The sequence below is a fragment of the uncultured Microbulbifer sp. genome (assembly GCF_913055755.1).
Taxonomy (GTDB): Bacteria; Pseudomonadota; Gammaproteobacteria; order Pseudomonadales; family Cellvibrionaceae; genus Microbulbifer.
The window spans coordinates 1-12642 of the sequence record NZ_CAJXKH010000105.1; the positions used below are offsets into that span (position 1 = coordinate 1).

Annotated in this window: 11 protein-coding genes; 6 read left to right on the top strand and 5 right to left on the bottom strand. The window is 61.6% G+C overall.

Going from position 1 to position 12642, the window contains the following annotated elements; translation table 11 throughout:
• Nucleotides 1-593: 593 nt before the first annotated feature.
• On the bottom strand, nt 594-1892 hold the full coding sequence (tyrS, locus tag QZ511_RS14530; protein WP_295803410.1) for a tyrosine--tRNA ligase: 1299 nt from the start codon (nt 1890-1892) through the stop codon (nt 594-596).
• A gap of 320 nt (nt 1893-2212) precedes the next feature.
• Here tyrS and QZ511_RS14535 point away from each other — a divergent pair, with 320 nt between their 5' ends.
• A complete protein-coding gene (locus QZ511_RS14535; RefSeq protein WP_295803411.1) occupies nt 2213-3592 on the top strand; it encodes a peptidoglycan DD-metalloendopeptidase family protein in 1380 nt (459 codons plus the stop codon).
• Between the two features lie 9 nt (nt 3593-3601).
• Nucleotides 3602-4714 (top strand): anhydro-N-acetylmuramic acid kinase, encoded by a 1113-nt coding sequence (locus QZ511_RS14540; protein ID WP_295803412.1) that lies wholly within the window; start codon nt 3602-3604, stop codon nt 4712-4714.
• A 95-nt stretch (nt 4715-4809) separates the two neighbouring features.
• Here QZ511_RS14540 and erpA read toward each other — a convergent pair whose 3' ends face one another.
• The 4 genes from erpA to argC form a co-directional block, all read right to left on the bottom strand.
• Nucleotides 4810-5163, bottom strand: a complete 354-nt coding sequence (gene erpA, locus QZ511_RS14545; protein WP_295803413.1) for an iron-sulfur cluster insertion protein ErpA — start codon at nt 5161-5163, stop codon at nt 4810-4812.
• A 156-nt stretch (nt 5164-5319) separates the two neighbouring features.
• A complete protein-coding gene (locus QZ511_RS14550; RefSeq protein ID WP_295803414.1) occupies nt 5320-5730 on the bottom strand; it encodes a polymer-forming cytoskeletal protein in 411 nt (136 codons plus the stop codon).
• A 104-nt stretch (nt 5731-5834) separates the two neighbouring features.
• Nucleotides 5835-6578 carry a DUF6776 family protein gene (locus QZ511_RS14555; RefSeq protein ID WP_295803415.1) on the bottom strand — a complete coding sequence of 248 codons (744 nt, stop codon included), beginning with the start codon at nt 6576-6578 and terminating at the stop codon, nt 5835-5837.
• Nucleotides 6579-6624: 46 nt separating this feature from the next.
• Nucleotides 6625-7671: an N-acetyl-gamma-glutamyl-phosphate reductase gene (gene argC / locus QZ511_RS14560; RefSeq protein WP_295803416.1), complete on the bottom strand. Its 1047-nt coding sequence runs from the start codon at nt 7669-7671 to the stop codon at nt 6625-6627.
• 184 nt (nt 7672-7855) lie between these two features.
• On the opposite strand from argC, the gene QZ511_RS14565 reads away from it, so the two are divergent.
• The 4 genes from QZ511_RS14565 to hemL all read left to right on the top strand — a co-directional run bounded on the left by QZ511_RS14565 (nt 7856) and on the right by hemL (nt 12498).
• Nucleotides 7856-9628: a chloride channel protein gene (locus tag QZ511_RS14565; protein ID WP_295803417.1), complete on the top strand. Its 1773-nt coding sequence runs from the start codon at nt 7856-7858 to the stop codon at nt 9626-9628.
• A gap of 95 nt (nt 9629-9723) precedes the next feature.
• Nucleotides 9724-10146 (top strand): protoporphyrinogen oxidase HemJ, encoded by a 423-nt coding sequence (gene hemJ / locus QZ511_RS14570; protein WP_295803418.1) that lies wholly within the window; start codon nt 9724-9726, stop codon nt 10144-10146.
• A 116-nt stretch (nt 10147-10262) separates the two neighbouring features.
• Nucleotides 10263-11054, top strand: coding sequence for a hydroxymethylpyrimidine/phosphomethylpyrimidine kinase (locus tag QZ511_RS14575; protein WP_295803419.1), 792 nt, complete (start codon nt 10263-10265; stop codon nt 11052-11054).
• Nucleotides 11055-11214: 160 nt separating this feature from the next.
• Nucleotides 11215-12498, top strand: a complete 1284-nt coding sequence (gene hemL, locus QZ511_RS14580; RefSeq protein ID WP_295803420.1) for a glutamate-1-semialdehyde 2,1-aminomutase — start codon at nt 11215-11217, stop codon at nt 12496-12498.
• The last annotated feature ends 144 nt before the right edge of the window (nt 12499-12642 follow it).

A 12642-nucleotide genomic window follows, 5' to 3' on the forward strand; every position in this document is an offset into this window, starting at 1 on the left:
ACTCCGCAAGCACCCACACATATTGCTTGATCGAATTTTTAAACAACTCAGTGTGGCGCCAGGCCCTCACTGTGGGACGCGTATTCTACACATCCAGTCTGCTTTAGCAAGCGCTTTCGCAGACTTTCTTGAAGTTCCGAAACCGTTGTAAATCAACGCCTTCCGGCCCCTCGATCACCCTCTCGGTGACCTCGAGAAGGGCGCGCATTATATCGAGCCTCTCTCGCTTGGCAAGCTCTTTTTGAGAGCTTTTTTCAGGCTTGAAAACCGGCTCCGAAAGCACTGGATTTTCAAACCCGAGGGACTGCCAGCAGCCCCACCGAAACCTCAACTCAACCGCCTTGGCGACCCGTTGAAGTGGCGCGCATTATAGCGACCTCTTCGACCTTGGCAAGCGCTTTTTGAATTTCTTTTTCAAGGAAAAAACCCTTGGAAATCAACAGCTTATCCTGCCTCCTCGCCGCCTTTTGCGTTGCCGCTCAAGCAGCGAGGGCGCGAACTATACGGGCCCCGCCGGGGCTGCGCAAGCGCTTTTATGACAATAGTGTAAAAAAGTTCTTTCACACTTAATCTAGCTCAAAAATCGAGCAGACTTACCGGCAAAACAGGTGATATTTCTTTTTACCCAGACGCACGATAAAGAAGCGCCCGTGCAATGCATTTTCGCTATTAAAAACCGCGGCCGGATCACTGTTGCTATCCATACCCACGGCGGCGCCATTGACGATCACCGCATTGCGACCCAGAGCATCTTTCACCGGTTTCCCGGAAGGAGCCATCCCCGCCTCCACCAGCAGGTGGATCAGGCTCAGCTCACCGAAATCTGCCGGCAGGTCGGAGCTCGGCAGCCCGTCCAGGCGCAGCTGCTCGAGGTCATCCACGGAGAGGTCGGTACTGTCACCGGAAAACAGCGCCTGGGAAATGCGCTCTGCGGCAACCAACCCCTCTTCGCCGTGTACCAGGCGGGTTACCTCTTTCGCCAGGATACCCTGGGCCTCCGGACGGCCCGCGCGCTCGCGATCTGCCGCCTCGATCTGCTCAATTTCATCGACGCTGAGGAAAGTAAAGTAGCGCAGAAATTTGTACACATCCGCGTCGGCGCTGTTCAGCCAGAACTGGTAGAACGCGTAGGGCGAGGTGCGCTTGGGGTCAAGCCAGATGGTGCCACTCTCGGTCTTGCCGAACTTGGTACCGTCCGCCTTGGTCACCAGCGGCAGCGTCAGGCCGAACACCTTGCCGCGGTGCTGGCGACGGGTGAGATCCACACCACCGGTAATATTGCCCCATTGATCGGAACCGCCGATCTGCAGGGTACATGCGTGGCGTTGGTACAGCTCCGAGAAGTCCATGGACTGCAGCAGGATATAGGTGAACTCGGTAAAGGAGATGCCCTCGCCCTCACGCTGAATCCGCTGCTTCACGGACTCCTTGTTCACCATGTTGTTGACCGAGAAATGCTTGCCCACATCCCGCAGGAAGTCGAGGACGTTGAGATCCCTGGTCCAGTCCAGGTTGTTGACCACCAGGGCGGCATTATCAACTGCGTCGAAATCAACAAAAGCACTGACCTGGGCCTTGATCTTCTCCACCCAGCCGGAAACCACCTCCGGAGTATTCAGGGAACGCTCCTGCGCTTTGAAGGAAGGGTCGCCAATCAGGCCGGTTGCGCCGCCAACCAGCGCAATCGGCTTATGTCCTGCCGCCTGAAACCTCTTGAGAGTCAGCAGCGGGACTAGACTCCCTATGTGAAGGGAATCCGCAGTGGGATCAAAGCCGCAATAGAGGGTGCGACTTTCCGCCAGATGCTGTTCCAGTTCGCCGTCGCCAGTGGTCTGATTGACCAACCCGCGGCGCGTGAGATCTTCCAGCAGTGTCGCATCCACTCCGGCCATTGTGTCCCCTTGCGGTAAATTCAGGTGTGCTCATGGAATCCGCCCGGCAGGCACTGCCCGGCGGCGAAAAATTGGGCTGCAAATGTACCGAATCCTGCAGCAAATACAAGCGCGCCGCGGCGTCCGGACCAGCATCCCGGCACAGCGCGGCGAGCGGCAGAATTGCGTCGGACAGAGGAACTGAATCATGGAAGGACAGGTCAATTACCCCGTGGACCACGGCGGGAATTTTGTTAAAAACTTGCGCCGGTGTTCGTTTTTTAGGCACAATTGCCCGAACCCGATAACAATCACTGTCAGCGCTACCCCTGTTTAAGACCATGCAAAATCAACGCAAGAACCCACGCCTGCTGGGCGCCCTGGGCAAGCATTTCCCGCGCACCCACGCTCTCGCTGCCGGCGCAGCCAGTTTCGCCCTGGCGCTGACCTTCTTCGTATCACCGCCGGAAGTGGAAGCCAAACGCACCAGTCTGGAAGTCTCCCTGAGCCTGCCGGAGTCCGCGTTGAGCGCGCCTGCGGCACAGCCCGAAGCCACCGCTGCGGCAGCTGACAGCGAAGCCGACCCTGCAGTTGGACGGCGGGTAATCCAGGAAAAAGTTCGCAATGGCGACACCCTTTCCGACCTGTTCCAACGCGCGGGCATCAACAGCAGCGAGATGTACCAGCTGCTCTCCAGCGGCAAGGAAGCGAAGCAACTGGCCAAGCTCACCCCCGGAGAGGAACTGACCTTCGAGGTGGACGGCGACGGCAACCTGCAGAGCCTGGAGCTGCACCGCGACCGCCTGAGCAAGGTGGAGTTCAGCCGCGACAGCTCGGATCAGTACAAGTACGCACTGCACCAGCGCCAGCCCGATACCTATACCGCGTACCGCCAGGCCGAAATCGAGAGCTCTCTGTTCGTGGCCGGCAGCAAGGCCGGTCTGAGCAACAACCTGATCATGGAAATGGCCGACATCTTTGGCTCTGATATCGACTTTGCCCTGGACATCCGCAAAGGCGACAGCTTCAGCGTCATCTTCGGCGAAGAGTTCCTGGACGGCGAGAAAATTGGCAACGGTCCGATTCAGGCGGTCACCTTCACCAACCAGGGCAAAACCTTCAGCGCCGTGCGCTACACCGACGCCAACGGGGACACCAACTACTACACCCCGGAAGGCAAGAGCATGCGCAAGGCGTTTATCCGCACACCGGTGGATTTCGCCCGCATCAGTTCGCACTTCAACCCGCGCCGGCTGCACCCGGTGTTCAAAACCCGTCGCCCGCACAATGGCACCGACTATGCGGCGCCCACCGGCACCCCGGTATATTCCGCAGGTGATGGCCGGGTGATCAAGGCCGGATACAGCAAGCCCAACGGCAACTATGTGTTCATCCAGCATGGCGAGCGCTACATCACCCGCTACCTGCACCTGAGCAAGCGCCTGGTGAAGCGCGGCCAGCGGGTGAAGCAGCGCCAGGTGATTGGCAAGGTCGGCGCCACCGGATACGCCACCGGTCCGCACCTGCACTACGAATTCCTCGTCGACGGGCATCACCGCAATCCGGCGACCATCGTGCGCAAGCTGCCCAAGGCGAAGGCCGTCCCCTCCTCGGAGATGGACCGTTTCCGCGCCCAGACCCAGCCGGTGATGGCGCAACTGGAACGTTTCGAACAACCCGCACTGGCTCAGCACGAAGACCAGACCGAATCCGTCAACTGAGTCATCTGCATGGCCGAGCTCTATGTGGGCCTGATGTCCGGCACCAGCGTCGACTCCATCGACGCGGTGCTGGTTGAATTTTCAGGGCACGAAGCCACTGCCGGGCTGCATACCATCGCAGCCATCGGCTATCCCATCTCCGCCGAAGTCCGCGAAGCCATCCTGGCACTCTGCGCCCCCGGCCCCTCAGAGCTGGACCGCGCAGGGCAACTGGATCGCCAGTTGGGCGCCCTGTTTGCGCAGGCAACCCTCCAGGTGCTGGATCAGGCCGGCGTACAGCCCTCCGCGGTGACCGCCATTGGCAGTCACGGCCAGACCATTCGCCACCGCCCACCGGGTTCGGTGTCCACCCCCTTTTCCCTGCAGATCGGCGACCCCAACACCATTGCGGCACACACCGGCATCACCACCGTGGCCGACTTTCGACGCCGGGATATGGCCCTGGGAGGCCAGGGGGCGCCGCTGATGCCGGCGTTCCACAATGCGGTATTCCGCACCGAGCGCGATCGTGCAGTGGTCAATATCGGCGGTATGGCAAACATCACCGAACTGTCGGCCGCCGGCGGCGTGCGCGGTTACGACACCGGCCCCGGCAATGCGCTGCTGGATTACTGGATAAAACTGCACCTGGGCAAACCCTACGACGCCGACGGCGCCTGGGCCGCCAGCGGGGCGCCCAACCCGGAATTGCTCCACCGGCTGCTGGCGGACCCGTTTTTCTCCATGCCGCCCCCCAAAAGTACCGGCCGGGAAGCCTTCAATCCCAGCTGGCTGGAGCGCGCCTGTGCCGGCCTGCATGTAACCCCTGCCGACGTCCAGTCCACCCTGGCGGAAGTGACGGCAGCCAGCATTGCCAATGGTGTGCACGAATTTGCCCGCGGCGGTGAGCTACTGGTGTGTGGCGGCGGCGCCCGCAACAAGGACCTGATGCAGCGCCTGCAGCGACGCCTGCCAACCTGGACGGTAGCGGCGACAGATCACTACGGAGTCGATGCGGACTGGGTGGAAGGAGCCGGCTTCGCCTGGCTGGCGCGGCAAACCATTCGCGGTCTCCCGGGCAACTGCCCGGCGGTTACCGGCGCCGACCGGGAATCGATCCTCGGCGCCATCTACCCGGCATGACAGCAGCCAGCCCGGAACCAGGCGCACGCCGCCGTCACTGAATCTGGAAGGGAAAGCAAGGGGAGTACGGCCCGCGCTGATGCCGGGCCGCGCGATCAGATGGAGAAGGAGGAACCACAGCCGCAGGTAGAGGAGGCGTTGGGGTTCTGCACCACGAAGCGGGAACCGGAAAGGCCCTCTTCGTAATCCACACTGGCGCCCACCAGGTAAGGATAGCTCATGGCGTCGACCAGCACTTCCACACCGTCCTTCTCGACCACTGCGTCATCTTCAGCGACCAGCTCATCAAAGGTAAAGCCGTACTGAAAACCGGAGCAGCCGCCACCGGTGACAAACACCCGGAGTTTCAGGTCCGGGTTGCCTTCCTCTTCCAGCAGAGCCTTCACCTTGGCAACGGCGCTTTCCGTCACCTGGATCGGAGCGGGAGAAAAGGAAACAGCTTCTGACATAATGACTCTCGATACCAATTTGTGGCCAGCGTGGCGCGCCGGAATTGGCTGCGGGGCGCTGGCAACGGTTGCGGGCGCATTATGGGTAAAACCCAGCAAACAGGTCAAGTATTGTGCTGCCTGCCGGGCACCATCAACACCCGCGAGAGCGTATGCTTACTCTGCGTCCGCTTCCACGGTTTCAGAGTAGCCGATCATGCGCGGCTCACTGGCAGTGTCGATTTCCACATTGGACACCAGGGAACCGTTGACCTGCGCACCCTTGACCATTTCAATCAGCTTGTAGTGGACATTGCCCTCTACCACCGCCTTGGACGCCAGCTCCAGGTGGCCACTGGCGTGGACATCACCTTTGACATTGCCGTTGACCACAACGTTGGGGACGCGGATTTCACCCTCGATCACACCGCCATCGACAATCTGCAAGCGCGCATCGCTGTCGCTGTGTGCGCACACATTACCGTTGACCCGGCCTTCGATCACCAGGTTGCCGCGGAAGTGCAGGTCGCCGGTCACTTCGGTGTGGCGAGCAATAAGAGTCGTGTTGTTGCCACCGGTATTTGCCATAGTTTTCTCTTTTTTCTTCAACATAATTCAACCAAAACCTCGTGAGTTGAGCGGAGCCTGGTCACTCCTGTACGGCCTTGTCCGGGCCCCGGTATTCCCTGACCTCAGGTCTTCTGCACCAGCCAGCCATAGCGCTGGTCAATATTGAACCCTTTGCGCTTGCTGGATTTGAGTGACAGTTCCACACCCTCGGGCTCAAACCCCTCGGGCAACTGCAACTCTCCCTCTATATTCTGAAAATACTTAAAGCGTAGCGGGATATGCTCGCTCTCGACCTGTTCGGACAGGTCCGCCAGCGCATAGCGGGTCTCCACGCCATTCAGCTGGCCAAAGATAGTGAAACGCACATCACCGGTGACCACCTGGTGACGCGCGGCCGACTGCTGCACCAGCAGCTTGTACTGGTAGCGGCCGGCGTTGGACGTTTCGGAAATACTGAAGCGGCCGATGGAAACCCCGTCGCTGCCCTCATCCGGCGCCATAATGCCGCGGTAGAAGGATATTTCCTGTTTCAGCTCGGCAATCTGGTTGTCCTTGGCCACCAGCTCGGCGCGCACGGACTCTCCGGCCTGTTGATTGATTGTGACCGACTGTTCCGCCGAGGCCGCACGCACCCGCAACGCCTCGTTCTCAGCGCGCAGCTTGTCCAGCTGCTCGGTTGCCTGATCGTGTTCGCGGGTTTCCTGATCCAGCTCCTTGCGCAGCTGGTATTGGCCAGCGTAATAGGCCCCGGCACTCGTGGACAGCACCAGCAGTGCCACCCCCATCACCGAGAAGGCGCCGAAAAACGGGCGGTGCGGAACCACCTTCATTCGATATTGTTTGCTGCCTTTTACTTTGCGCGCCATGAACTCTGCTGTCGTCTATTTTGCTTAATCCAACACCGCCCCGATTCTAAGGCAGCAGTGCGGGGCGCTCTAGCCCCTGGTTCTCATTTAAGCCGAACATGATGTTCAGATTCTGGATCGCCTGCGCAGATGCCCCCTTGGCCAGGTTGTCGATGACCGAGAGTACCACCACGGTATTGCGATCCTGTGGCTTGTATACCGCCAGCCGGCACAGGTTGGTGCCTTTAACGCTGCGGGTCTGGGGATGGCTGCCCGCGGGCATTACATCCACAAACGGCTCGCTGGCATAGCGCTGCTCGAACAGCGACTGCAGGGATTCCTGGGTGGCCTCCCCCTTCAGCGTGCCGTACAGAGTGGCGTGAATCCCCCGCACCATGGGCAACAGGTGGGGCACGAAGGTCATCTGCACCTCGCCTTCGCCACTGGCCAGCCTGAGCCCCTGCTCGATTTCCGGCAGGTGCCGGTGTCCGGCGGCGGCGTAGGCGCGGAAACTGTCATTGTTTTCGGCAAACAGCAGGTCGGTCTTGCCCTGGCGACCGGCGCCACTGGCCCCGCTGGCGGCATTGGCAACCAGCCCGGAGGTTTCGATCAACCCGGCTTCCAGCAAGGGAATAAAGCCCAGCTGGATCGCGGTGGGGTAACAGCCCGGGCAAGCCAGCAGCTGGGCGCCGGCAATCTGTGTCCGGTTGACCTCCGGCAGCCCGTAAACCGCCTCCCGGGCCAGCTCGGGACAGGCATGCTTTTGCCCATACCAGTGCTCCCAGGTAGCGATATCCTTGATGCGGAAGTCCGCGGACAGGTCGATCACCCGCACCCCGCGGCGGATCAGTTCCGGCACCTGGGCCTGGGCGACACCATGGGGCGTGGCGAAAAATACCACATCACAGGCCGCCAGCTGTTCCACATCCGGCTCGCTGAACTTCAGATCGTAGTGCCCGCGCAGACTGGGAAAGAGCTCCGATACCGGCGTCCCCGCTTCCGCACGGGAGGTAATCGCAGTGACCTCCACCTGCGGGTGGTCCGCCAGCAGGCGTAAAAGCTCCACTCCTGTGTACCCGGTCCCACCTACGATTGCCGCCTTGATATCGCTCACGCCCGATCCTCGCTGATTACTTCCTTCCATCTGCCGCACCGATATTTTGCAAGTGCGACCGTCAACCGGCCAACTGGTCAGTCGACCCCTGTATACTGAACCGAGCACTCTATCACAAGCCAACGGACAACAAGGACCCAGTGTGCCGCGCCCTTCCCAGTTCCCCCCCAGCCCAGCCGATCTGTTGAAGCGCAGGAAAGCGAGTGTCCGCGACCGCCTCCAGCTAAAGCTGGCCGCACAGAAAGCGCTGCCTTTCCTGGTTCTGCTGGCGCTGATCATCGGCATCTGTGCCGGCGTGGTGATCGTTGCCTTTCGCCAACTGAGCGAAGGCCCGACCATTTTCTACCTGCCACAGCTGGAAGATTTTGAGGCTCTGCCGCCCCTGTGGCGATTCTTGCTGCCGCTCACTGGCGCGCTGATTCTGGGACTGCTGTTCCAGTGGTCAGCCCCCTCCGGGCGCCCCACCGGGGTTGTGCATGTACTCGACCGCCTGCACAACCACCAGGGCAAAATGCCGATGAAAAATGCACTGCTGCAGTTTTTCTCCGGCAGCCTGGCACTGCTGAGCGGGCAGTCCATCGGTCGTGAAGGGCCGGCAGTACACCTGGGTGCCGCCAGTGGCAGCTGGGTGGCGCAGCGCCTGCGACTGCCGCATAACTCCGGCCGCACCATGCTCGGCTGCGGGGTCGCCGCCGCCATTGCCGCGTCCTTCAATACACCGCTCGCGGGTGTGATCTTCGCCATGGAAGTGGTGATGATGGAGTACACGGTGGCCGGTTTTCTGCCAGTGATTATCGCCGCGGTCTGCGGCAGCGTGGCAACGCGGCTGGCCTTCGGCCACCATGTCGCTTTTAACGTGGCGCCAATACAAATGGAATCCCTCGGGGAGTTGCCGATTCTGTTCGTAACCGCATTGATACTCGGTGCACTCGCCTCCCTGTTCGTGGTCAGCCAGCGCCACCTGTCCCCCCTGCAGCAGCGCCACTCGCCGCTGCTGCGGTTTGCGGTTGTCGGTCTGGTAACCGGAACCATTGCCGTCTATGTACCGGAAATCCTCGGCACCGGCTACGACACTCTGGAACTCGCCATTCTCGGTCAGCTGGGGCTCGCCACGCTGGCCGTCATCGTGGTGGCAAAACTGGCGGCCACCGCGCTGGCCACGGGGCTGGGGATCCCCGGCGGTGTGATCGGCCCCAGCCTGGTGCTGGGTGCCTGCGTCGGCGGAGGCGCGGGCCATGTGGCCAACCACTGGCTTGGCATTGGCAGTCCCGGCCTCTATGCCATGGTGGGCATGGCGGCCATGATGGGCGCACTACTGAATGCGCCGCTGGCGGCACTGCTGGCGATTCTCGAACTCACCTACAACGCCAACGTACTGTTCCCGGCAATGATGACCATCGTGGTTGCCACACTGACCAGCCGCCAGCTGTTTGCCACCGAGGGCATTTACCAGGAATCCCTGCGCGCACTGGGAAAAAGCGGCACCCCCAGCTGGCGCGCACAGATGCTGAGCCGGGTGGGTGTCACCAGTGTGATGGAGAGAGCGATTGCGGTGGCGCCACAGAAACTGGATCCGGCGCAGGCGGAAAGCCTGATCGAACAGCAACCCGCCTGGCTGCTGGTGGGAGGGGGACAGGTACCGCAGCTATTGCGCACGGCAGACCTGGCGAATTTCCTGCAGCGCCCCCGCGACACCTCTGCCACCGCCGAAGAACGCGAACCTGGCCGGGACCCCGAAGAGAAAATCGACCTGCTGCGCCTGCCCGGCGAACGCCTGGAACTGGCCCCCCTGAGCTGGCGCGCAACCTTGCTGGAAGCGCAACAGCAACTGGAGAGTTCCGGTGCCGGGGCGCTGTATGTCGGCCGCGATTACGACCAGGGCAACCCCGGTGTACTGGACAGTGATGTGGCGGGTATCATCCTGCCCCAGCATATAGAAAGTTATTACCGCCAATAATATTCGGCCGACGCAATCGACAACAACAATCCCGGTACCCATTTATACCCGGTACCCATTTATACCCGGTACCCATTCCGGAAAAGGACGCCTCAATGCTCTGGGTCAAAGCCTTCCACATTATTTCCATGGTCTGCTGGTTTGCGGCACTGTTCTACCTGCCGCGGCTGTTCGTCTATCACGTGGACGCTACCGATGCCCTCAGCAAGGACCGCTTCTGTATCATGGAGCGTCGCCTGTACCGGGGGATCGCGCTGCCGTCGATGATTCTCACCATCGTCTTCGGCGTCTGGCTGATCACCTTCAACCCCGACTACTACAAGTCCGCCGCGTGGCTGCACGCCAAACTGACCATCGTGGTGCTGCTGATCGGCTACCACCATATCTGCGGCGCCTACGTGAAGAGGTTTGCCAAAGGCACGGTGACGAAAAGCGGGCGCTTCTTCCGCATATTCAATGAACTGCCGGTGCTCGCCCTGCTGGCGATCGTGATTTTGGCGGTGGTCAAGCCGTTCTGAGACGGCACTACCGGGGTCACAGGCAAATCGGGGCGCGTCTATCTACCGGGTGCCGGTGGATTCGCGGCTAAAATGAAACGATCGACAACCGGGATCCGCGCCCTCCACACCCGCTTATGGATACACGCCAACCCATCGTTCTGACCATCAGCCACCACGACCCCAGTGGCAGTGCCGGCATCGCCGCCGATACCGAAACAGCCGCCAGCCTGGGCTGTCACTGCGCTTCGGTGGTGACCGCCATTACCATCGGCGATACCCGCGAGCTTTCCGGAGTGGCACCGGTAGATGAAAGCCTGCTGGTGGAACAGGCGCGGGCGGTGCTCGAAGACATGCCGGTGGCGGCGATCAAAATCGGCTATCTGGGCTCGGTGGAAAATGTGCGCGCACTGCACTCGGTGCTGCGGGATTATCCCGACATCCCCCTGATCATCGACCCCGACGCCACCCTGGCGGACAAGGAGAGCTTACTGGCACCGCCGCTGTGGAGCGCCATGTGCAACATGCTGCTGCCACTGGCCACCCTGGTGGCACCGAATCGCCGCGAGGCACGGGCCATGGCGGGAGAGGCGGATGTGCACGACGCCCAGGCCCAGGAACTACTGGAAAGTGGCTGCCGCTACCTGCTGCTCACCGGCGTCCCGGTTACCAGCTGCGAGCTGGAGAACCGCCTCTACGACACCCGCGGCCTGATGCGCCAGTTCCTGTGGAAGCGGTTGCCGCCCGCCGCCTACGGCATCTGTGGCACCCTCACCACCGCCATTGCCTGCCACATTGCCCACGGCCTCACCATTCTGGAAGCGGTGAACCGCAGCCAGCAATATACCTGGAGCGCCATCGCCGACAGCCGCCGCCTGGGTATGGGGCGCCCGGTGCCCAACCGTTTCTTCTGGACCAAGAAAGACTGATCCAGCCCAACCGACCCAACTCGGTTGTCAGGGCTTTCCCCCCGCACTCTGCGGGCGCGCCCCACTGCGGTTTGCGAGCACCGCCGCGGGCGCAGATAATACGCGCAGTTTTTTACCCCTCCTTCACCCCAAATTCACCCAATCCGGTGTCCGAATTTCTATGAGCAAGTCCGAAACCCTTTTTGCCGAAGCCCAGCGATTCATCCCCGGCGGCGTCAACTCCCCGGTGCGCGCGTTCCGCGCCGTGGGCGGCACCCCCGTATTCATCGAGCGCGCCGAGGGCGCCTACCTGTATGATGCCGATGAAAAGCGCTACATCGATTATGTGCAGTCCTGGGGTCCGATGGTGCTGGGCCACGCCCACCCGGATGTAATCGAAGCGGTAGTGGAACAGGCCCAGTCCGGCCTCAGCTTCGGCGCTCCCACCGAACTGGAAACCGAGCTGGCGGAAGAACTGTGCCGCCTGTGGCCGAATATGGACCTGGTGCGCTTCGTCAATTCCGGCACCGAGGCCACCATGAGCGCCATCCGCCTGGCCCGCGGCTACACCGGCCGCGACAAGATCGTCAAATTCGAGGGCTGCTACCACGGCCACTCCGACTCCCTGCTGGTGAAGGCCGGCTCCGGCGCCCTGACCATGGGTGTCCCCTCCTCCCCGGGTGTTCCGGCATCGCTGGCGGACCACACCATCACCCTCACCTACAACGATATCGAGGGTGTGAAAAAGTGCTTCGCGGAAATCGGCGAGCAGATCGCCTGCATCATCGTCGAGCCGGTGGCCGGCAACATGAACTGCATTCCGCCGGTACCCGGCTTTCTGGAAGCGCTGCGCGAAGTCTGCGACCAGTCCGGCGCGCTGTTGATCCTGGACGAGGTAATGACCGGCTTCCGCGTCAGCCTCACCGGCGCTCAGGGCCATTACGGTATCGAGGCGGACCTCACCACCCTCGGCAAGGTGATCGGCGGCGGCATGCCGGTGGGCGCCTTCGGCGGCAAGCGCGAAATCATGGAGCAGATTGCCCCGCTGGGACCGATCTACCAGGCAGGCACCCTGTCCGGTAACCCCATGGCGATGGTGGCGGGCCTGGAAACCCTGCAGCTGATCCAGCAACCGGGTCTCTACGAAGAACTCACCGCCAAGACCGACCGCCTGGTAGAGGGCGTACTGGCAGCGGCCAAAGAAGCCGGCATTCCGCTCACCGCCAACAAGGTGGGCAGCATGTTCGGCTTCTTCTTTACCGATGCGGAGCAGGTCAGCAACTACCAGCAGGTGATGGCCTGCGACACCGAGCGCTTCAACCGCTTCTTCCACGGCATGCTGGACGAGGGCGTCTACCTGGCGCCGGCCTCCTACGAGGCAGGTTTCATGTCCGCGGCCCACAGCGAAGAGGATATCGACAACACCATCGCCGCCGCGCGCCGGGTGTTTGCGAAGCTTGGCTGATTTTCCCAAACAGGGCCTCTAGCCTCAGACCGGTTCACAGGTAAATTGCTCTGGGCGAAGGCGCTGATACCGGGGGCGGTCTGCGAGACCTTCACCGCCATGGATGGCGGTGCAGAGCCCCCAGGGACGGGTTTACCGCGTGTC

Excerpts from the sequence above, each read along its gene's own strand:
- hemJ (WP_295803418.1), top strand. The coding sequence starts at position 9,724 with ATGCTCTGGGTCAAAGCCTTCCACATTATTTCCATGGTCTGCTGGTTT.
- QZ511_RS14575 (WP_295803419.1), top strand. The coding sequence starts at position 10,263 with ATGGATACACGCCAACCCATCGTTCTGACCATCAGCCACCACGACCCC.
- erpA (WP_295803413.1), bottom strand. The coding sequence starts at position 5,163 with ATGTCAGAAGCTGTTTCCTTTTCTCCCGCTCCGATCCAGGTGACGGAA.
- hemL (WP_295803420.1), top strand. The coding sequence starts at position 11,215 with ATGAGCAAGTCCGAAACCCTTTTTGCCGAAGCCCAGCGATTCATCCCC.
- QZ511_RS14535 (WP_295803411.1), top strand. The coding sequence starts at position 2,213 with ATGCAAAATCAACGCAAGAACCCACGCCTGCTGGGCGCCCTGGGCAAG.
- QZ511_RS14550 (WP_295803414.1), bottom strand. The coding sequence starts at position 5,730 with ATGGCAAATACCGGTGGCAACAACACGACTCTTATTGCTCGCCACACC.
- QZ511_RS14540 (WP_295803412.1), top strand. The coding sequence starts at position 3,602 with ATGGCCGAGCTCTATGTGGGCCTGATGTCCGGCACCAGCGTCGACTCC.
- QZ511_RS14555 (WP_295803415.1), bottom strand. The coding sequence starts at position 6,578 with ATGGCGCGCAAAGTAAAAGGCAGCAAACAATATCGAATGAAGGTGGTT.
- tyrS (WP_295803410.1), bottom strand. The coding sequence starts at position 1,892 with ATGGCCGGAGTGGATGCGACACTGCTGGAAGATCTCACGCGCCGCGGG.